The organism is Salipiger mucosus DSM 16094, assembly GCF_000442255.1.
Taxonomy (GTDB): Bacteria; Pseudomonadota; Alphaproteobacteria; order Rhodobacterales; family Rhodobacteraceae; genus Salipiger; species Salipiger mucosus.
Map to the genome: position 1 here is coordinate 178,904 of NZ_KE557273.1, position 19,545 is coordinate 198,448.

Annotated in this window: 21 protein-coding genes, 1 pseudogene and 1 riboswitch; of the genes and pseudogenes, 11 read left to right on the forward strand and 11 right to left on the reverse strand. The window is 68.0% G+C overall.

Going from position 1 to position 19,545, the window contains the following annotated elements; genetic code table 11:
- Positions 1-78: 78 nt before the first annotated feature.
- The 4 genes and pseudogenes from SALMUC_RS30850 to SALMUC_RS00930 all read left to right on the forward strand — a co-directional run.
- A pseudogene (locus SALMUC_RS30850) lies at positions 79-759 on the forward strand (DNA-methyltransferase); the annotation flags it as partial.
- Between the two features lie 3 nt (positions 760-762).
- Positions 763-1,116: a restriction system modified-DNA reader domain-containing protein gene (locus SALMUC_RS30855; protein ID WP_342663012.1), complete on the forward strand. Its 354-nt coding sequence runs from the start codon at positions 763-765 to the stop codon at positions 1,114-1,116.
- Positions 1,117-1,285: 169 nt separating this feature from the next.
- Positions 1,286-2,164, forward strand: a complete 879-nt coding sequence (locus SALMUC_RS00925; protein ID WP_020040980.1) for a DMT family transporter — start codon at positions 1,286-1,288, stop codon at positions 2,162-2,164.
- A gap of 109 nt (positions 2,165-2,273) precedes the next feature.
- The gene (locus SALMUC_RS00930) at positions 2,274-4,157 is read left to right on the forward strand and encodes a methyl-accepting chemotaxis protein (protein WP_021119669.1); all 1,884 of its coding nucleotides are present in this window, start codon (positions 2,274-2,276) and stop codon (positions 4,155-4,157) included.
- A 21-nt stretch (positions 4,158-4,178) separates the two neighbouring features.
- Here the strand turns inward: SALMUC_RS00930 and aroC are convergent, their stop codons facing one another.
- The gene (gene aroC, locus SALMUC_RS00935) at positions 4,179-5,279 is read right to left on the reverse strand and encodes a chorismate synthase (protein WP_020040978.1); all 1,101 of its coding nucleotides are present in this window, start codon (positions 5,277-5,279) and stop codon (positions 4,179-4,181) included.
- A 91-nt stretch (positions 5,280-5,370) separates the two neighbouring features.
- Positions 5,371-5,483: riboswitch (TPP riboswitch) on the forward strand.
- 33 nt (positions 5,484-5,516) lie between these two features.
- On the opposite strand from aroC, the gene thiB reads away from it, so the two are divergent.
- Genes thiB through SALMUC_RS00950 form a run of 3 tightly spaced genes read left to right on the forward strand, consistent with a single transcriptional unit; the run spans position 5,517 to position 8,720 of the window.
- Positions 5,517-6,500, forward strand: coding sequence for a thiamine ABC transporter substrate binding subunit (gene thiB / locus SALMUC_RS00940; RefSeq protein ID WP_020040977.1), 984 nt, complete (start codon positions 5,517-5,519; stop codon positions 6,498-6,500).
- Positions 6,476-8,035: a thiamine/thiamine pyrophosphate ABC transporter permease ThiP gene (locus SALMUC_RS00945; protein WP_020040976.1), complete on the forward strand. Its 1,560-nt coding sequence runs from the start codon at positions 6,476-6,478 to the stop codon at positions 8,033-8,035. The genes thiB and SALMUC_RS00945 overlap by 25 nt, the downstream gene beginning before the upstream one ends.
- Positions 8,022-8,720 carry a thiamine ABC transporter ATP-binding protein gene (locus SALMUC_RS00950; RefSeq protein WP_020040975.1) on the forward strand — a complete coding sequence of 233 codons (699 nt, stop codon included), beginning with the start codon at positions 8,022-8,024 and terminating at the stop codon, positions 8,718-8,720. Before SALMUC_RS00945 ends, SALMUC_RS00950 begins: the two co-directional genes overlap by 14 nt.
- Before the next feature lie 77 nt (positions 8,721-8,797).
- Here the strand turns inward: SALMUC_RS00950 and SALMUC_RS00955 are convergent, their stop codons facing one another.
- The 3 genes from SALMUC_RS00955 to petA are packed head-to-tail and all read right to left on the reverse strand — an operon-like array spanning position 8,798 to position 11,540.
- The gene (locus tag SALMUC_RS00955; protein WP_020040974.1) at positions 8,798-9,583 is read right to left on the reverse strand and encodes a cytochrome c1; all 786 of its coding nucleotides are present in this window, start codon (positions 9,581-9,583) and stop codon (positions 8,798-8,800) included.
- Positions 9,584-9,602: 19 nt separating this feature from the next.
- Entirely contained in the window at positions 9,603-10,949 is a 1,347-nt protein-coding gene (petB, locus tag SALMUC_RS00960; protein WP_020040973.1) for a cytochrome b, read from the reverse strand.
- 12 nt (positions 10,950-10,961) lie between these two features.
- Positions 10,962-11,540 (reverse strand): ubiquinol-cytochrome c reductase iron-sulfur subunit, encoded by a 579-nt coding sequence (petA, locus tag SALMUC_RS00965; RefSeq protein WP_020040972.1) that lies wholly within the window; start codon positions 11,538-11,540, stop codon positions 10,962-10,964.
- 221 nt (positions 11,541-11,761) lie between these two features.
- Here petA and SALMUC_RS00970 point away from each other — a divergent pair, with 221 nt between their 5' ends.
- Positions 11,762-12,424 carry an outer membrane protein gene (locus tag SALMUC_RS00970; RefSeq protein ID WP_020040971.1) on the forward strand — a complete coding sequence of 221 codons (663 nt, stop codon included), beginning with the start codon at positions 11,762-11,764 and terminating at the stop codon, positions 12,422-12,424.
- 1 nt (position 12,425) lies between these two features.
- On the opposite strand, the gene pssA is transcribed toward SALMUC_RS00970, so the two are convergent.
- The 5 genes from pssA to SALMUC_RS00995 form a co-directional block, all read right to left on the reverse strand.
- Positions 12,426-13,211 carry a CDP-diacylglycerol--serine O-phosphatidyltransferase gene (gene pssA / locus SALMUC_RS00975; protein WP_020040970.1) on the reverse strand — a complete coding sequence of 262 codons (786 nt, stop codon included), beginning with the start codon at positions 13,209-13,211 and terminating at the stop codon, positions 12,426-12,428.
- Positions 13,201-13,875 (reverse strand): phosphatidylserine decarboxylase, encoded by a 675-nt coding sequence (locus SALMUC_RS00980; RefSeq protein WP_020040969.1) that lies wholly within the window; start codon positions 13,873-13,875, stop codon positions 13,201-13,203. The genes pssA and SALMUC_RS00980 overlap by 11 nt, the downstream gene beginning before the upstream one ends.
- Positions 13,876-13,960: 85 nt before the next feature.
- Positions 13,961-14,566, reverse strand: coding sequence for a glutathione S-transferase (locus tag SALMUC_RS00985; protein ID WP_020040968.1), 606 nt, complete (start codon positions 14,564-14,566; stop codon positions 13,961-13,963).
- A gap of 122 nt (positions 14,567-14,688) precedes the next feature.
- Complete coding sequence (locus SALMUC_RS00990) at positions 14,689-15,615, reverse strand: tyrosine recombinase XerC (RefSeq protein ID WP_020040967.1); 927 nt, start codon at positions 15,613-15,615, stop codon at positions 14,689-14,691.
- Positions 15,612-16,319, reverse strand: a complete 708-nt coding sequence (locus tag SALMUC_RS00995) for a DUF484 family protein (RefSeq protein WP_020040966.1) — start codon at positions 16,317-16,319, stop codon at positions 15,612-15,614. Before SALMUC_RS00995 ends, SALMUC_RS00990 begins: the two co-directional genes overlap by 4 nt.
- A 211-nt stretch (positions 16,320-16,530) precedes the next feature.
- Between SALMUC_RS00995 and SALMUC_RS01000 the strand changes: the two genes are divergently transcribed.
- On the forward strand, positions 16,531-16,851 hold the full coding sequence (locus SALMUC_RS01000) for an antibiotic biosynthesis monooxygenase family protein (RefSeq protein ID WP_020040965.1): 321 nt from the start codon (positions 16,531-16,533) through the stop codon (positions 16,849-16,851).
- 58 nt (positions 16,852-16,909) lie between these two features.
- Here SALMUC_RS01000 and SALMUC_RS01005 read toward each other — a convergent pair whose 3' ends face one another.
- Complete coding sequence (locus SALMUC_RS01005) at positions 16,910-17,605, reverse strand: winged helix-turn-helix transcriptional regulator (protein ID WP_020040964.1); 696 nt, start codon at positions 17,603-17,605, stop codon at positions 16,910-16,912.
- Positions 17,606-17,864: 259 nt separating this feature from the next.
- On the opposite strand from SALMUC_RS01005, the gene SALMUC_RS01010 reads away from it, so the two are divergent.
- Both SALMUC_RS01010 and SALMUC_RS01015 read left to right on the forward strand, forming a co-directional pair.
- Positions 17,865-18,272: a universal stress protein gene (locus SALMUC_RS01010; protein ID WP_020040963.1), complete on the forward strand. Its 408-nt coding sequence runs from the start codon at positions 17,865-17,867 to the stop codon at positions 18,270-18,272.
- A 46-nt stretch (positions 18,273-18,318) separates the two neighbouring features.
- The gene (locus SALMUC_RS01015; protein WP_020040962.1) at positions 18,319-18,867 is read left to right on the forward strand and encodes a hemerythrin domain-containing protein; all 549 of its coding nucleotides are present in this window, start codon (positions 18,319-18,321) and stop codon (positions 18,865-18,867) included.
- A 4-nt stretch (positions 18,868-18,871) separates the two neighbouring features.
- On the opposite strand, the gene SALMUC_RS01020 is transcribed toward SALMUC_RS01015, so the two are convergent.
- Positions 18,872-19,453, reverse strand: coding sequence for a hypothetical protein (locus SALMUC_RS01020; RefSeq protein WP_020040961.1), 582 nt, complete (start codon positions 19,451-19,453; stop codon positions 18,872-18,874).
- Between the last annotated feature and the right edge of the window lie 92 nt (positions 19,454-19,545).

The following is a 19,545-nucleotide window of genomic DNA, read 5'->3' on the forward strand; positions in this document are numbered from 1 at the left end:
ATGAAGACGATGACCAGGACCGAGAGCGCCGCCGCGCTCCCTCTCAACACGATTCTGATCGGGGACTGCATCAAGCAGATGCAGGCCCTGCCGGCGGAGTCCGTGGATCTGATCTTTGCCGATCCGCCCTACAATCTCCAGCTGCGCGGCGAGCTGCACCGCCCGGACAACTCGCGTGTCGATGCGGTCGACGATGCCTGGGACAGCTTCGCCTCGTTCGAGGTCTACGACCGGTTCACCCGCGAATGGCTGCGCGCCGCCCGGCGCCTGCTGAACGCCCAACGGCGCGCTCTGGGTCATCGGCTCGTACCACAACATCTTCCGTGTCGGTGCCGCCCTGCGAGGACGAAGGCTACTGGATCCTGAACGACGTGGTCGTGGCGCAAGTCGAACCCGATGCCGAACTTCCGTGGCAAGCGGTTCACCAACGCGCACGAGACGATGATCTGGGCCTCCAAGGGGGAGGGTGCGAAATACACCTTCAACTACGAGGCGCTGAAGGCTCTCAACGAGGGCATCCAGATGCGCAGCGACTGGGTCCTGCCGATCTGCAACGGCGGCGAGCGGCTCAAGACCGCCGAGGGCGAGAAGGCGCATCCGACGCAGAAGCCCGTGTCGCTGCTGCACCGCGTGCTGGTCGGCTCGACAAACCCCGGCGATGTGGTGCTCGATCCCTTCTTCGGCACCGGCACCACCGGCGCCGTCGCCAAGATGCTGGGCCGCGACTGGATCGGGATCGAGCGCGAGGAAGCCTACATCGAGGTGGCCGAGCGCCGCATCGCCGACACCCGCGCCTTCGATCGCTCCGCGCTGGAAGTGACGCGCGCCAAGCGGGCCGAGCCCCGCGTGCCCTTCGGGCAGCTCGTGGAACGCGGCATGCTGCGCCCGGGCGAGATGCTGACATCGCCCTCTGGAAAGAGCGCCAAGGTCCGCGCCGACGGCACGCTGGTGGGTGACGACGTGCGCGGCTCCATCCACCAGGTGGGTGCTCATCTCGAGGGCGCGCCGTCCTGCAACGGCTGGACCTACTGGCATTTCCGCCGCGACGGAAAGACGGTGCCCATCGACGTCCTGCGCCAGCAGGTCCGCGCCGAGATGGCCGGCCGCACCCCCTGATACCGGGACAATAAATCGGAACACCGCCAGTGCCTGCATCCGCAGGCACGGACTGGCCCCGCCTGCACGTCAGGCGGGGCATTTTTCCTTGTGGGCGAGGGGCGTGCCGAACTCGGGCGTGTCACTGCGCGCCATCCGCGATATGCAGGCGCCAAAGGGGGAGCATAGCATGGACATTCGCGCGATCCTGATGGGGCTGGCCTTCGCGGTCATGTGGTCCTCGGCGTTCAGCTCGGCCCGGATCATCGTTGCCGCAGCGCCGCCGCTGGGCGCGCTGGCGCTGCGCTTTCTGATCTCGGGGCTGATCGCCGTCGCGGTGGCGCGGGTGCTTGGGCAGAGCTGGCGCCTGACGCGCGGCCAGTGGCGCGCGACCGCGATTTTCGGGCTGTGCCAGAACGCGCTCTACCTCGGGCTCAATTTCGTTGCCATGCAGACGGTCCAGGCCTCGCTCGCGGCGATCATCGCCTCGACCATGCCGCTGCTCGTGGCCTTCGCCAGCCGCCTCTGGCTGGGGGAGCGGCTGCGGCCGCTGGGCATCGCGGGGCTTCTGGCCGGGCTCGTTGGCGTGGCCATGATCATGGGCGGGCGGCTGCAGGGCGGTGTCGATCCCTTCGGGCTGGGGCTCTGCGTGCTCGGGGCGCTGTCGCTGACCATGGCCACGCTGGCCGTCCGGGGCGCGACCTCGGGCGGGAATTTCCTGATGATCGTCGGTCTGCAGATGCTCGTGGGCAGCGCCGCGCTCTGGCTGGCCTCGCTGGCGCTGGAAACGCCCCGCATCGACTGGTCCGGACCGCTGGTGGCCGCCTTCGTCTACACGACGGTGGTGCCCGGCCTTGCAGCGACGTTGGTCTGGGTGAAGCTCGTGAACCGCATCGGCGCGATCCGCGCGGCGACTTTCCATTTCCTGAACCCGTTCCTGGGCGTGGCCATCGCGGCGCTCCTGCTGGGCGAGAGGATGGGGCCGCTGGACCTTGCGGGGGTCGCCGTCATCACGCTGGGCATCCTGGCCGTGCAGCGCGCCCGGATGCCGGTGTCGGCAGCGGAATAGATCGAAGCTTCACGTTTGCGGCGGCGGCGCCGAACGCTTTGTTTACCCGCCGCTGCTAGCACCGCCGCAGATGTGCGCCATGGGGCGCCGATAGCTGCGAGGGTGCCGTATGAGCCGTTTTTCGATCAGGATTCAGGTTTTCGTTCTGGGAATGGCCTTTGTGCTGCTGCTGGTTGTCGGCGGCGCACTGTCATGGAGGATGCAGTCGGGCGTGGTGCGCGACGTGGCCTACGCGAACGAGGTCTTTCGCCAGAACGCGACCGTCGCGCTCATACGCGAGGACATGGAGCAGGCGCGGGCCAATGGGCTCGAGATGGCCAAGGGCCGGAAGGGTGCCTTCGAAAGCATGCTGGGCAACTTCGGGGAGGTGATCGAGGCGGTCGAAACTGACGTTCACCATTTCGCCGACCCGGAGGACCCGCGTGCCGCGCGGCCCAAGTATGTCGAGATCCTGCAACGGATCGGCGATGGCACGAGCGCCCTGCGCGACGTGTTGCGGGAACTGCCGCGCGAGGGGAACCTGCAACTGATGCCCCCGACGCAGCGCAGCCTTGAAGAGATCGATGCCACCTTGATGCAACACATCGACCGGCTCGACGCCATGCAGGAGATGCTGCGTACCGAGGTGCACGAGACCGAGGTGGAGACGCTGGACAGCCTCGAGCACGCCATGACAGCCCTGCTCGCCGCGATTGCCGGTGTGACGACCCTGTCCATCGCCATGGTGGTCGGCTTCGGCCGGATCCTGTCTCGGCCGCTGATGCGCAGCGCTCAGTCGGTCAGGAACATCATCGCTGGCGACTACACCGCGCCCGTTCCCGGAGTCGGCCGCGGCGACGAGGTTGGAGAAATCGCGCGCGGCCTCGCAAACCTCCGCGACGGACTCGTGGCCGCCGAGGCGGCGGATGCCGAAACCCAGAGGGTCGGCGAGCGGCGCGTGGCGCTCTTCGACAGGCTGGGGCAGGCGATGACCTCGCTGTCCAATGGCAAGCTCGACGAACGCCTGGACCCTGACAAATGGCAGGACCTGGGCGAGACCTACCGGCAGCTCTGCGTGGATTTCAACCATCTCGCCGAGAACATCTCGGGCATGGTCGCCTCGCTGCGGGACTCGGCGAACATGGTTCAGCGCAACTCTCGCGAGCTTTCGTCGATGTCGAACGAGATGTCACGCCGGTCCGAGGTCCAGGCAGCCACCCTCGAGCAATCCGCTGCCGCGCTCGAGGAACTGTCGTCAAGCGTGACGGCTGCCGCCGACCGTGCGGAAGAGGCCGACCAGCGCGTGGGTGAGGGGCGCCGCCGCGCCGAAGAAGGCGGCGAAGTCATGAGCAAGGCTCTGGAGGCCATGAGCTCCATCGCAGCGTCTTCGGACCAGATCACGCAGATCATCGGCGTGATCGACGACATCGCCTTCCAGACCAACCTGCTGGCGCTCAACGCGGGCGTCGAGGCCGCGCGCGCGGGCGAAAGCGGCAAGGGCTTTTCCGTCGTCGCCTCTGAGGTGCGGTCGCTGGCGCAGCGCGCTTCGGAATCCGCGCGCGAGATCAAGGCGCTCGTCTCCAACAGTTCACAGCAGGTCAAGGAGGGCGGGCTCCTGGTCGAGCAGACGGGCGCCACGCTCTCGGATATCGTGCGCCACGTGACCGAAGTGTCGGAAATGGTAGCCGAGATCGCGTCGGGCGCCAAGGAGCAGTCGGCTGGTCTGCAGGAGATCAACGTGGGCGTGTCGGAACTCGACAAGGTGACACAGCAGAACGCGGCGATGGTCGGCGAGACGAGCTCGGCAAGCCACCAGCTTCAGGGCGAGGCAGACCGACTGACGGAACAGCTCAACCGCTTCACCGGCGAGGCGGCACCGGAACTCGAGGACATCACGCCGGTGGCCGCTCCGGTCGAGGCCTTCGCCGGACCCGATCTGGCGGAGGCACCGGCACAGTTGCCGCGACCGATGGCTACGGCGGTCGGCTCGGACACCAACTGGGAGGATTTCTGAGGCAGGGCCGGTAAACTCGGGTCAGCCGATGGCGCCGCGGTTGCTCCCGACCTGCCCCCGATGCAGCAGCAGATGGTCGAGCAGGACGCAGGCGACCATTGCCTCGCCCACCGGGACAGCCCGGATGCCCACACAGGGATCGTGACGCCCCTTGGTCACGATCTCTGTCTCCTCGCCGGACTTGGTGATGGTCCGCCGGGGCGTGAGAATGGACGAGGTCGGCTTGACCGCAAAGCGCAGGACGATGTCCTGGCCCGTCGAGATTCCTCCGAGGATGCCGCCAGCGTGGTTTGAGCTGTACTCCGGACCATCGGGTCCCATGGTGATCTCGTCCGCGTTTTCGGAACCGCGCAGCGTGGCGGCGGCCATGCCCTCGCCAATCTCGACACCCTTGACGGCGTTGATCGACATGCAGGCGGCGGCAAGGTCGGTGTCGAGCTTGCCATAGACCGGCGCGCCCAAGCCCGCGGGTACACCGCGAGCTGTGACTTCGATCACCGCACCGACGCTGTCGCCGGACTTGCGCAGATCGTCAAGGTAGCTGGCCCAGTCCTCGGCGGCGGCGGCATCGGGGCACCAGAACGGGTTGCGTCCAACCTCGTCCAGGTCGAGACGGCCGCGGTCGATCTCCCGCGGTCCCATCCGAACCATGTAGCCCGTAATCGCGAGATCCGGTGCCAGTTCCACCAGGGCCGCGCGCGCCAGTCCGCCGGCGGCGACTCGCGCGGCCGTCTCACGCGCCGAGGACCGCCCGCCGCCCCGGTAGTCGCGGATGCCGTACTTCTGCCAGTACGTGATGTCCGCGTGGCCCGGGCGAAATTTCTCGGCGATCTCGCCGTAGTCCTTGGATCGTTGGTCGGCATTTTCGATCATGAGCTGAACCGGCGTGCCGGTGGTCTGCCCCTCGAAGACGCCCGACAGGATGCGCACGGCATCGGGTTCACGGCGTTGCGTGGTATACCGGTTCTGCCCGGGTTTGCGCCGGTCGAGCCAGTGCTGCAGCGCCGCCTCGTCGATGGGCACACCCGGCGGGCAGCCGTCGACAGTCGCCCCGAGGGCGGGCCCGTGGCTTTCGCCCCAAGTGGTCACGCGGAAGAGATGGCCGAAGGTGTTGAGGCTCATGACGGGCTCCTTTCGCGGGTTGTCCTAGGCCAGCCGGCGCAGCGCCTCAAGGGATTTCGCTTGAAACGCGAGCGGGTGGGGGCTAGCTCAAATGGAAACCTCGGGGTGCCGGACTGTCACGCGCGGCCGGCTGAGATGCCATAGGGCGAACCCGTTGAACCTGAACCGGTTGACACCGGCGGAGGGAAGGGCGCGCAAGACCGGATCCTGCTCTCCGCCGCCACGACGGAGGATCGTATGAAACGGATCATGACGCTTGCGGCCGGATGCCTTGCCGCGACGACGGCGCTCGCGCAGGAGGAGGTTCTCACCGTCTACGCCGGCGACTACGTGGCGTCCGAATGGGGCCCCGGGCCGAAGATCGAGGAGATGTTCGAGGCCCGCTGCGACTGCGATCTGCAGTTCAAGCCCGGCGAATTGCTGCCACGCCTGCTGCTGGAAGGCGAGCGGACCGAGGCCGACATCGTCTTCGGCCTGAACACGGACGTGACCAAACGCGCTCGCGAGAGCGGGCTTTTCGCACCGCACGGGCAGGACCTGTCGCCGCTCACGCTGCCCGTCGAGTGGGATGACGAGGTCTTCCTGCCCTTCGACTACAGCCACACCGCTTTCGTCTACGACAGCACGCGGCTGGACAATCCGCCGGAGAGCTTCGAGGCGCTGCTCGAGGCGCCGGACGATCTGTCGATCGTGATCCAGGATCCGCGAAGCTCGATCTCGGGGCTCGCGTTGGTGCTCTGGGTGCAGGCGGTCTACGGGGATGAGGCCGAAATGGCCTGGGAGCGGCTGGCGCCGAAGATCCTGACCGTCACCAAGGGGTGGTCGGAATCCTACGGCCTCTTCACCGATGGCGAGGCCGACATGGTGCTCAGCTACACGACCTCGCCCGCGTACCACGCGATCGCCGAGGGTGATGAGACCAAGAAGGCGGCCATCTTTCCAGAGGGCCACTATTTCCTGGTGGAACTCGCCGCCAAGGTCGCCGGAACCGATCAGCCGGAGCTTGCAGACGATTTTCTTGCCTTCATTCTTTCTGAAGATTTCCAGAAGATGATCGCCACCGGCAATTGGTCGATCCCGTCAGCGCTGCCCAGGGATCAATGGCCCGAAGGGTTCCGCGACCTCCGCCTGCCGGAGGAAGTGCTGTTCTACTCCGAGGAGGAGGCTGCGGCACGCAAGGATGAGGCCATCGGCGCATGGCGGCGCGCGCTGTCGCGGTGAGCGGCGGCCGCGGACAGGCTGTGTCCCGCATGGCGGCCGCACTGGCCGGGGCGGGCGTGATCGCGCTCACGCTGGTGCCCGTGGCCGCGGTGCTGTTCCGGGCCGGTGGCTGGGGCCAACTCGGCCCCGGCGACTGGCAGGCGCTGCGTTTCACGCTGCTTCAGGCCACGCTCTCGGCGGCTTTCAGCGTGCTGCTGGCGATCCCGGTTGCTCGCGCGCTCGCGCGGCGACGTTTCCCGGGTCGTGGATTGCTGGTCGCGCTTCTCGGGGCGCCCTTCATCTTGCCGGTGATCGTTGCGGTGCTGGGGCTCATCGCCGTCTTCGGGCGCAGCGGTCTCCTGAACAGCGGGCTGGAGGCTTTGGGCCTGCCGCCAATGACGATCTACGGCCTGCACGGGGTGGTGATCGCCCATGTCTTCTTCAACCTGCCGCTGGCCACGCGCCTCCTGCTGCAGGGATGGCTGTCTCTGCCGGCGGAACGCTTTCGGCTGGCAGCTTCGCTGGGGCTGACGCCCTGGGCCATGATCCGCGTGCTGGAGTGGCCGATGATCCGCCGCATCGCGCCGGGGGCCTTTGCGGTGATCTTCGTCATCTGCCTGTCGAGCTTTGCCGTCGCCCTGACGCTGGGCGGCGGGCCGCGTGCGACGACCGTGGAACTGGCAATCTACCAGGCGGTGCGCTTCGACTTCGATCTCGGGCGCGCGGCGCTCCTGTCCGTTATCCAGCTGGGGCTCGCTGCCGTGGCCGGGCTGGTCGCGCTGCGGCTGGGCGGCGAGCAGGGCTTCGGTGTCGGGCTTGATCGGCGGATCGACCGCTGGGACGGCCGGACGCCAGCCGCCCGGGCCATCGACCTGGTCTGGATCGTTGCGGTGGCGCTTTTCCTGATGATGCCGCTCGCGACGGTCGTCTGGCGCGGCTTGCCGGGGCTCGCCGCGCTTGGCGCCGGCACCTGGGAGGCGGCCTGGCATTCCGTGACAGTGGCGCTGGGCTCGACCGCGATCTGCCTGCTATGGGCGCTGCCGCTGGCCAGTCGGCGGGGCGAAGTGCTGGGGCTCGCGGGAATCGCCCTGTCGCCGCTGGTGCTGGGCACGGGGCTGTTTCTCGTGCTGCGCCCGGTGGTCAACCCGCTCTCGCTGGCGCTACCGGTGACGGCGCTGATCAACGCCCTCGTGGCGTTGCCCTTCGCGCTGCGCATCCTGAGGCCCGAGGCCGAGGCGATCCGGGCCGATTACAGCCGGTTGCGGCAGGCGCTGGGGCTGACGCCGCTGGCCTGGTTCCGGCTCGTACTGCTCCCACGGCTGCGGCGACCGCTGGGTTTTGCGGCCGGGCTGACCGCGGCGCTCAGCATGGGCGACCTGGGCGTGATCGCGCTGTTTGCCGACCCTGACCGCGCGACGCTGCCATTGCAGGTTTACCGCCTGATGGGCGCCTACCGGATGGAGGCCGCCGGTGGTGCCGCGCTGCTCCTGCTGGGACTGAGCTTCGCGGCCTTCTGGATGTTCGACCGCGGGGGGCGGGTGAATGCTGAAGCTTGAAGGCGTGAGCGTGGGGGCCGGCGACTTCGCCCTCGACGCAGACCTCGCGCTGGCTCCGGGCCGGCGGGTGGCGGTGATCGGTCCATCGGGGGCGGGCAAGTCCACGCTGCTCGATGCGATTGCCGGGTTCCGCCGCCCGGCGCGCGGACGCATCCTCTGGGGCGGGCAGGACGTTACCGAGGCGCCGCCCGACCGGCGGCCGGTGGCCTCGCTCTTCCAGGAGAACAACCTCTTCCCGCACCTCGATCTGGTCCGCAATCTCGGTCTGGCGCTGCGGCCCGACGGAGCCCGGCCGCGGCGCGAGGCGGTGGCGCAGGTCGAGGCTGCGCTTGCGCGCGTCGGGCTTGCAGGACTGGGCGGCCGACGGCCAGGGGCCCTGTCAGGCGGACAGCAGGGCCGTGCCGCGCTGGCGCGGGTGCTGCTGCAGCGTCGGCCGATCATGGCGCTGGACGAGCCCTTCTCGGCGCTGGGTCCCGCACTCAAGGCCGAGATGCTCGAAATCGTGCGCGACGTGGCGCAAGAGTTGGGCGCCCTCACGCTGCTTGTCACGCATGACCCGGAAGACGCGCGGCGCTTTGCCGAGGAGGTCGTCTTCGTGGCGGATGGTCTCGCCCATCCGCCGGTGATGACCGAGGCGCTCTTTGCCGACCCGCCGGAGGCCTTGCGCGCCTATCTCGGCCGGTAGCGTCCGGCGGTCCGGACCGGAAACGAAAAAGGCCCCGCCGGTTCCGGCGGGGCCTTTCGTATTGCGGCATGGGCCGGTCAGTCCTTGTGCTTGACCGGGCGCCAGATGCGCTTGTTGGTGAGGTAGAGCAGCACCGAGAGCACCGTCAGGAAGAGCACGCCGACGAAGCCGGCTTCCTTGCGGGCCATCATCTTGGGCTCGGCCGTCCACATCAGGAATGCGGCGACGTCCTGCGCTTCGTGGTGCAGCTCGTTGGAGTGGCCGTCGGCGAACTCGACGTCCTCGCCGTAGAGCGGCTGCGCCATCGAGATCCAGCCGCCCGGGAAGGCGGTGTTCTCGTAGAAGGTGGTGCCGGCTTCCTGCTTGGTCTCGCCGGTGTAGCCGGTGAGGAGAGAGGCGATGTACTCGGCCCCGCCCATGCCCTTGAAGAGCTGGTTCAGGCCGGTGCCGTAGGGGCCGTGAAAGCCCGCGCGTGCCTTGGCCATCATCGACAGGTCGGGCGCGCCGAGCGCGTCGTTGGCGGGGAAGTTGTCGACCGGACGGGCCGGGCGGAAATCGTCGAGTTCCTCGTCGAAGACCTCGAAGTTCTGCTCGGCGTAGGCGCGGACCTGGTCCTCGGGCATGCCGGGGCCGTCCTCGGCGCTCAGCGTGCGGATCGGCACGTAGCGGAGGCCGTGGCAGGCCGAGCAGACCTCGGTGTAGATCTGCAGGCCACGCTGCAGCTGCGCCTGGTCGTAGGTGCCGAAGGGCCCTTCGAAGGAGAAGTCGTAGTCCTCGATGTGGCCTTCCTCACCGGCGGCCATCGCGCCACCGGTGCCCAGGGCCAGGACGGTTGCGGCGGAAAGGGCAAGTTTCCTGAACATGTCGTTTCTGTCCTTTCTCTTACTCGGCCGGCGAGGCCGCAGTGGCGCCGCCCTTGTCCGAGGACTTGCCGTAATGGGCGTCGAAATCCTCCTCGATGGTCGCGGGCTGCGGCAGCGGCTTTTCGAAGACGCCCAGCAGCGGCAGGATCACGAGGAAGTAGGCGAACCAGTAGGCGGCCCCGATCAGCGAGAAGCTGGCGTAGGGTTCCTCGGCCGGCATGGCGCCAAGCCACATCAGCGCGATGAAGTCGATCACCAGCAGCCAGAACCACCACTTGAACTGCGGGCGGTACTTGCCCGAGCGCACCGACGAAGTGTCGAGCCAGGGGGCCAGTGCCATCACGATGATCGCGCCGAACATGGCCAGCACGCCGAAGAACTTGGCGTCGATGATGCCGCCCGTGATGAACGAGGCGAACTGGACCACCCAGACCTCGGAGGTGAAGGCGCGCAGGATCGCGTAGAAGGGCAGGAAGTACCATTCGGGCACGATGTGTGCGGGCGTCGAGAGCGGGTTGGCCTCGATGTAGTTGTCGGGGTGGCCCAGGTAGTTGGGCATGAAGCCGACGATGGCCCAGAAGATTGCGAGGACGACCGCCAGTGCGAAGAGGTCCTTGATCACGAAGTAGGGCCAGAAGGGCAGGGTGTCCTTCTCGGCCTCGGCCTTGGAGCCGCGACGCACCTCGACACCGGTCGGGTTGTTGTTGCCCGTGGTGTGGAAGGCCCAGATGTGCACGGCCACCAGCGCCGCGATGACGAAGGGCAGCAGGTAGTGCAGCGAGAAGAAGCGGTTCAGCGTGGCGTTGTCCACGGCGGGTCCGCCCAGGAGCCAGGTCTGGATGGGCTCGCCGATGAAGGGGATCGCGCCGAAGAGGCCGGTGATCACCGTGGCACCCCAGAAGGACATCTGGCCCCAGGGCAGCACGTAGCCCATGAAGGCGGTGCCCATCATGGCGAGGTAGATCAGCATGCCGATGATCCAGGTCACTTCGCGCGGGGCCTTGTAGGAGCCGTAGTAGAGACCGCGGAAGATGTGCAGGTAGACGGCCACGAAGAACAGCGAGGCGCCGTTCATGTGCAGGTAGCGGACCATGTAGCCGCCGTTCACGTTGCGCATGATGTGCTCGATGCTGGCGAAGGCCATGTCGACATGCGGCGTGTAGTGCATCACCAGGACGATGCCGGTGATGATCTGCAGCGCGAGGCAGAAGGTGAGCACGATGCCCCAGATCCACATCCAGTTCAGGTTCTTGGGCGTGGGGATCATGATCGTGTCGTAGAGAAGACCGACGATCGGCAGGCGCTTGTGCAGCCAGCGCTCGCCACCCGTTGAGGGTTCGTAATGGTCGTGCGGAATACCGGACATGAGCGCCTCTCCTTATCCCAGCAGAATGGTGGTTTCTTCGACGAATTCCGCCGTGGGAACCGGCAGGTTCTGGGGCGCGGGGCCTTTGCGGATCCGGCCGGACGTATCGTAGTGCGAGCCGTGGCAGGGGCAGAACCAGCCGCCGACGCCGCCGTCGGTGGTGTATTCGCCGGCGTTGCCGAGCGGGACGCAGCCGAGGTGCGTGCAGACGCCCATCATCACCAGCCACTGGCCCTCTTCGTCGAGGGTGCGGTTCTGGTCGGTCGCGTCAGCCGCGCCCGGGATGTTGGCGTTACGGGCAACCGGGTCGACGAGATCGCTCAGGTCGACTTCGCGGGCTGCGGTGATCTCTTCCTCGGTGCGGCGGCGGATGAAGACCGGCTTGCCGAGCCACTTCACGGTGAGCTGCGTGCCGTTGTCCACGCCCGACACATCCACGCGGATGGTGCTGAGCGCGCGGACGTCGGCCGAGGGGTTCATCTGGTTGACCAGCGGCCAGACGGCCGCGCCGGCAGCGACGGCACCCGCGCCGGCCGTGGCGTAGAAGAGGAAATCTCTCCGGGTGCCTTCGTGATCTTCTGCGTGGGACACTGGGGTTTCTCCATTCCTCGGGGCCAGTCACGGCCGAAATAGCAGATCAGCCGCGGGCATGCGCGGCATTTCCGTGAGGGTTATTAGCGATACGCTACAAGTCCGTAAAGCGATGATGACACTCACGATCCCTTGGAGTGCCGATGTGTCGCGGTTGAAAGCGGGCCCCTGCAGTGCTTACTTGCAGCCAAAGCGCAGGCCCCCGCTCCGGAGCGATACTCATGAAACGACCGATTCTTCCAGCCGCCCTGGCCCTGGCCGGCGGACTTGCCGCGCCGGCTCTGGCGCAGGAATACGAGTTCTCGGCCTATACCGGCTGGCAGACCCTGCCGCACAGCCGTATTTCGGGCGATTTCCCCGGCACCGGGGCAAGCTATGACGAGCTGATCGGCTGGGACGGCAAGTCCTTCCAGATGCCGCCCTACTATGGCGTGCGCGGCACCTGGTGGCGCACCGACACCTTCGGCCTCGCGCTGGAATTCACCCATGCCAAGGCCTACATGCCCGAGAGCGAGCGCGACGCGCTGGGATTCGACCGGTTCGAGTTCACCGACGGCCACAACATCCTCACGCTCAACGCGATGAAGCGCTGGCCGCAGGAGTGGGGCGCGGCCACGCCCTATGTCGGGGCGGGCCTCGGCGTCGCCTTTCCGCATGTCGATGCCGAGACGACCACCGGGAGCGAGACCTACGGCTACCAGCTGACCGGCCCCGCAGCGCGGCTGCTGGCCGGCGTGAGCTACCCGGTGACCGAGCGACTGTCGGTCTTCGGCGAATACCAGTTCACCTATTCAACCAACGAGGGCGACCTCGGCGACGGCGGCACCTTCAGCACCGACCTCAAGACCAACGCGCTGAACGTGGGTCTCTCGCTCAAGTTCTAGGTCAGGGGCGGCGGCCCGGCGTCTCGCCGGCGCCGCGCCGGCGCGGCATCATCACCACCACGGCGAGGATGTAGGCAAAGCAGAGCGCGGCAAGCGCGATCCAGGTCCAGGTGATGATCACCGCGCCCGCGCAGGCCACTCCGACGAAGAAGAAGCCGACCGAGCGGCGCGGCACCTTGGTGGTCTTGAACGACCACGTCGGGATCCGGCTGATCATCGACAGGCCCACGGCGGCCATCCAGACGGCCATCACGATGTCCGGCAGGAAGGGCCCGGTGGCCAGCGCGAAGCTGAGGAACATCGGCAGCATGACCAGCATCGCTCCGGCGGGCGAGGGCACACCGGTGAAGAAGCGGTTGTCGTGGTCGCGGTCCTCGGTCTTGCGGGCGACGTTGAACCGCGCCAGCCGCATCACCGAGCAGATGGCGAAGGCCAGCACCGCGAGCCAGCCGAAGCCGCGGCTGTCGTCCAGTGCCCAGGTGTAGAGCAGCAGCCCCGGCGCCACGCCAAAGTTGAGGAAGTCCGCAAGGCTGTCGAGCTCGGCGCCCATCTTGCTGTCGGACTTCAGCGCCCGCGCGAGCCGTCCGTCGAGCCCGTCGAGGATGCCGGCCAGCAGGATCAGCAGCACCGCCGTCTCGTAGGAGCCCTGCAGCCCGAGGCGGATCGCCGTGAGCCCGGCGCAGATCGCGCCGATGGTCAGCAGGTTCGGCAGAAGCTGGATCAGCGTCAGCTTCTCGGGTCTGCGCTTGCGCTCCTGCGTGTGGATCTCGGACTCATCAGGCGTCATCGCCGTCTCCAAGGTCCGCGATCACGCTTTCGCCCGCGATCATGGTCTGGCCGATCTCGACCTGCGGGGCCACGCCCTTCGGCAGGTAGACGTCGAGCCGCGAGCCGAAGCGGATCAGGCCGAAGCGTTCGCCGCGCGCCAGCCGGTCGCCGTCCTTGCTCCAGCACAGGATTCGCCGCGCCACGAGGCCCGCGATCTGGACCACCGCGATCTCGCGCCCGTCCTCCATGCGCAGGCGCAGCGCGTTGCGCTCGTTGTCCTCCGAGGCCTTGTCGAGCGAGGCGTTCAGGAACTTGCCGGGCCGGTAGGCCACCGCCAGCACCTCGCCCGCAACCGGGGCGCGGTTCACGTGGCAGTTGAAGACCGACATGAAGACCGACACGCGGGTCAGGGCCGTCTCGCCCATGCCCAGCTCGGCGGGCGGCACGGCCGGTTCGATCAGCGAGACGACACCGTCGGCGGGACTGAGCACGAGCCCGGGGCGCTGCGGCACCACGCGCTCGGGGTCGCGGAAGAAGTAGTAGCACCAGACCGTGAGGCCGACGCCCAGCCAGCCCAGCGGCTCCCACAGGAAGAAGAGCACGAGGGCCACGACGGCGAAGGCCGCGACGAAGCGACGCCCCTCGGGGTGCATCGGCTTGATGAAGGTGTCGCGCATGCGCATGGGGCGCTCCGGTGGCTGAAAGACGAATTGGGCAGGCTTAGGCGAGGGCCGGGGGGCGATGCAAGCCCTGCGGCGGCCCGTCCGGTCACGCGTCGGGCCGCGTGGCCTGCATCGAGGAACGCTCGGAGAAACGCGCGTACCAGGCCGCGAGCGAGTCGCGCCCGGTGCGCCATTGCCGCGCCTCGTGGCGGAAGTCGAGGTAGCCGAGGGCGCAGGCCACGGCGATCTGGCCGATGTCGAGACGGCCCTGCAGGTGGCTGATCCAGCGCGTCTCGAGCGCGTCGAGCGCGCGAGAGACCTTGCCCCACTGGCCCTCGATCCATTCCATCGAGACCTTTTCGGGCGGGCGGAAGCGTTCCTCGTAGATGATGAGCACGGCGGCGTCCATCAGCCCGTCGGCCAGCGCCTCGAGCGTCAGCGTGTCCCAGGGCCGCGTCTCGGGATAAAGACCGGCCTGCGCGCGGTCGTCGAGAAAGCGGCAGATCACCCGGCTGTCATAGAGCGCCGGCGCGTCCGGGCGCAGCAGCGCGGGGATCTTGCCGACCGGGTTGGCGGCCACCAGTTGCGGATCGGCCTTGAGCGGCGAGGCGGCCACCATCACCACCTCGACGTCCTCGACCTGGCCGGTTTCGTGCAGCGTGACCTCGACCTTTCGGACAAATGGCGATGGACCGGCCTTCAGCAATTGCATGAACGAGACTCCCGTAATGATCGGCTCATGAGCCTAGCGCAGGGGGGGCGTCAGGGGAACGGGCCGCGCGCCACAAATCTTTCCGAAAAGATTTGCAAATTCCTTGCCCGGGAATTTGGCCCTCAGCCGGCCTTCGGGTGCGTGTCGAGGTAGACCTTCATCAGGTGCACGGTATCGACCGAGGTATAGGCCTGCGTCGTCGAAAGCGAGGCATGGCCCAGCAGCTCCTGGATCGCGCGCAGATCGCCGCCGGCGGAAAGCAGGTGCGTCGCAAAGCTGTGGCGCATGGCATGCGGCGTGGCGGTGGCAGGCAGGCCCAGCTGCATGCGCGCGGTCTCGGTCACCTTCTGGATCAGCCGCGGGTTCAGCGCGCCGCCGCGCTTGCCGCGGAAGATCTGGTCGTCGGCCGCGATCTCGAAGGGGCAGAGCTTCAGGTAGGTCTCGACAGCGCGGCGCGCGATCGGGATCACCGGCACGATCCGCTCCTTCCGGCCCTTGCCGGTGATGCGCAGCGACTCGCCCAGCGGCAGGTCCCGCCCGCGCAGCCCCAGTGCTTCCGAGATCCGCAGCCCGCAGCCGTAGAGCAGCGTCACCACCGCCGCGTCACGGGCGCCGATCCAGCCCTCGCCGGACTGCGTCTCGACCGTGTCGATCATCGCACGCGCGGCGTCCTCGGACAGCGGGCGCGGCAGCTTCTTCTGGAACTTCGGGGCCCGGGCCGAGAGCACGGCCGTGGGCTCGAAGCCCTCGCGCTCGGAAAGCCAGCGGTAGAAGCTCTTCACCGCCGAAAGTTTGCGTGCCATCGACCGGTGCGAGACGCCGTCGGCCCGCAGGTGCGCCATGAAGGCGCGCATGTCCGGCGTGGTGACCCGCGCCAGCGGCGCGAGGCCCTGCGGCTCGGCGTGATGGGCGGTCAGGAAGGCGATGAAGTCGATCACGTCGGCGCGGTAGGCGGTCAGCGTCGTCTCGGCCGCGCCGCGCAGCGCCCGGCCGTGGGCGATCCACCCCTCCAGCGCATCGCGCGCGGCCGGAGAGATCTCGAGCGTCACGAGAGCCACCGCCGCATGGCGCGCTCGAAGACGCCGGCGAAGAAGCCCAGCAGGTCGGTGCCCTGTTGCGGCGTGAAGAGGTGCGGGTCCTCGGCGCCCAGCACCAGCAGCCCGGGCAGGCGGCCGGGTCCGAAGTCGAGCAGCAGGCAGGCCTCGGAGCGGATCCAGGGCGCCTTGTCGCCGAAGACGCGCGCGTCGCCCCGGGCCAGCTGGCGCAGGGTGACCTGCCGGGGCGCCATGCCGCGGGGTTCGGCGATGTAGTCCTCGATGAAACCGGGTTCGGCCACCGAGAGCACGTCGCCCATGCGCCGGATCGCCGTCTCGCGGTCCTCCTGCGCCGATTCCAGCACCAGCTTGGCCGCGTCCACGCGCAGGATATCGGCCACCTCGCCGCCCAGCCCGTGCAGGAAGGACTCGAACTCGATCGGGTCGAGCATGCGCAGGATGGCGCGATGGATCTGGTTGGTGCCGGCGAGGTTCTCGTAGGCCGCCGCGATGACGCTGCGGTGCGTGTCCTCAAGCCGGTCGAGCCGGGCCTCGAGCCGCTCCATCGCGATGCCGCGCAGGTCCACGATGTTGTTGCCCATGGCACGCTCGTTCGCGGCGATCAGCGCCTGCATGAGGTCGCGGTCGTCGAGAATCAGGTCCGGGCGCGAGATGATCTCCTCGCGCAGGTCGTCGTCGATACGGGGGAGGCTGCTCATGTGTCGCTCGTTTTTCGTTGCGAGGAGCCTAGCAGCCCCGACGCGTGTTTTCGCCTGTTTTCTCGACTGTGTCACCGCGCTGTGGCCGATCTGTCAAGCAATGGGCACCGGCGGCGGCCGTGGGCCGCCGGAGGCCGGCGCCGGGTGGTGTTGCACGGCGTTTGGCGGTGTCGCGAAAGCGTGCGACAGTGGAGCAAAGTGGAGGAGAGTCATGCCAAGTATCACAAGTCCCAGCGAGATTCAGACCGTCATCACGACCTTCGAGACCTCGCCCGGCGATTGCGAGGATCTGCTCGATGCGCTGCGCGATGCCTACGACAGCTTCATCTCGAAGCAACCGGGCTTCGTCGCGGCCGGCCTGCACGTCAACGACGCGCAGACGCGCATCGCCAACTACTCGCAGTGGCGCAGCCGCGACGATTTCCAGGCCATGCTGCGCAGCGACGAGATGCGCTCGCGCAACCGGCGCTTCAACGAGCTGTGCCGCAGCTTCGAGCCGGTGATGTACGACGTGGTCGCGGCCTACGACTGACCGGCTTGGCCGGCTTTGAGGCGCCGCGCCGCCCGCGAGGGCGGCGCGGGCCCGCGTGTCAGGCCGCGAGGCTGCCGGGGTCCGTCAGCGCCGGGCTCAGCGCGAGGCGGTAGCCCTGGCCGCGCACCGTCTCGATGCGCACGAGGTGCGAGACCGCCGAGAGATGGGCGCGCAGGTTGCACATGTAGACGTCGAAGACGCGCGGCGCCGGTTCGTTCTCGAAGCCGTAGACATGGCTCAGCAGACGCTCGCGCGAGGCCAGCCGCCCGGGCCGCAGGGCGAGATATTCGAGGATCGCGTAAAGCTTCGGTGACAGCGACAGCGTCACGCCGTCCATGTGCACGCGCCGCGTTGCGAGGTCCACGCAGAGCGGGCCCAGTTCGACGCGCGGCTGTGCCAGCCCGTGGGCGCGCCGCGCGACCGCCTGCAGCCGGGCCACCGCCTCGTCGTGCGGCGTGTCGGCCGCGATCACGAGGTCGGCGCCCGCCTCGTACCAGGCGGCGATGCGCACGGGGTCGGCCTTGCGGGCAAAGAGGCAGACGGGCGTGCCGGGCCGCATCTCGCGCAGGTGCGCGGGCGAGCGGCCCCCCTCGAGCAGTGCGGCGTCGAAGAGCACAAGGTCGTGCGCGCCGATGCGGTGGAATTCCTCCAGGTCCTCGGCATCCTCGCAGGTCGTGATCAGGGTCCCGGTGTCGCGCAGCGCGCGCGACAGGCCCATCAGGGCCCAGTTGGTTTCGGCAACGAGATAGCGCATGGTCCGCTCCCCTTCCTTGCAGTCATGAGATGCACGGGGGAAGCCGTCCGTGGCAGTCGCCTCCCTCGCGAAACCCTTCGGCACCTTCTGGTCCGTGCGGGTCGTGACGCTGTGGCGTTCTGCCGTTTGAGACTGGATTAACCTCGGATTGCGTCCGAAATGTGATGAAAACCGGGCCGACGGCGTATGATTTGCATCAAGGCGCTATGCCTCCGGATAGGCCAGTCTGCGGATGACGAGGAGAGAAAGGAGACCGGCCATGTACAAGCACATCCTTGTACCCATCGCCTTCGATAACGACGAGAAAGCAGAGGCTGCGCTGGCCGTGGCGCGGCAGTTCGCGACCGAGGGAACGAACACCACGCTGCTGCACGTCATGGAGCACGTCCCGGGCTACGCCCTCAGCTACATGCCGCCGGATTTCCGCGCCGAGCAGCGCAAGGCCGTTCAGGCCGAGCTCGACGCGATGGCGCAGAAGATGGAGCATGCCAGGGCCCTCGTGGTCGAGGGCCATTCCGGCCGCACGATCCTCGACTGGGCAGACGAGAACGACGTCGACCTGATCGTCATCGCCTCGCACCGGCCGGGCATGGGCGACCTGCTCATGGGCTCGACCGCCACGCAGGTGGTGCGCCATGCGAAATGCGCGGTGCACGTGCTGCGCTGATTGACCTTTCGCCGCGCCGGGACAATTAAACCCGGCGGAGGTGACGATGGACGATCTCGATCTGAAGACGCGCAGCGGCCTGCCCGAGGCGCTGCGCGTGCTCTTGCAGGACTATCCGCGCGAGGCATGGGAGGCCGATCCCGGCTTTTCCGGGCTCGTGCAGTTCTGGCTGGAACGCCACATGATGTTCCGCCGGCTGACGGAGGCGATGCAGACGGACGCGGAGGCCGAGATGGATGGCCGTCTCGACCGCGAGGCGATGGCGCCGCGGCTGGCGCGCATGGGCAACATGCTGATCGAGCAGCTGCACGGGCATCACCAGATCGAGGACCACCATTACTTCCCGGTGCTGTCAGGGCTCGACCAGCGGCTGACGCGCGGCTTCGAGATCCTCGACCGCGACCATCACGCCATGGACGGGCTGCTCGACCGTTTCGCGCGCTCGGCCAACGGCGTGCTGCAGGGACAGACCGAGACCGGCCCCTTCCGCGATGAGTTGCTGTCCTTCTCGGGAATGCTTGAGCGGCACCTGCACGACGAGGAGGACCTCATCGTGCCCGTGATCCTCAGGCACGGCGCAGGCGGGCTGGGCTGAGGCCTCAGCCGTCCGCGCCGCGCAGTCGCGCGCGCTTGCGGGCAAAGACCTCCTGCCGGGGAAGCCAGGGATAGGCGTCGTCTTCGTGCACGGAGCCCCACCACAGGATGCCGCCGTCGCGCCAGGGGTCCAGCACGATGCCCTCCCACATGCTCTCGCCGCGGCGCGAGACGATGACCGTGCTGTGCTCGATCCGCAGCGCGTTTTCCGAGTTGGCGATGGCGCGGTGCAGCTCCAGCGTCTCGAACCCTTCCTGCCGCAGCCGCGCCTCCATGTCGTCGGCCCACTGGTAGCACAGGCCGCGCGGCTTCAGCCCACGGTTCACCTTCATGTTGTGGATGATCGGCGGGTCCTCGACGTCGTATTGCACGGCAAGGCGGCGGGGATAGGTGATCGCGATGCGGGCCGCGCGGGCGGCCTCCTCCGGGGCCACGTCGACGCCCAATGCGCGGATCTCGCTTGCGAGCGCGCTGATCTCGGCCTCGCTCGGCGGCGGAAGCTCGTCGGGCGGCGGGGTAGCGCAGGCAGCCAGCAGGGCCAGCGCGATCACGGGCAGCAGTCGGGCGAGATGGCGAAGCGTCGTCACGGGCGGAAGTCTCTGTGCGGGCGGGTTTTCCTGCCGTTACCCCAGGCGCGTCACGCTGTCGACAGGATCCGGTCCGCCCACGCCAACGTGAT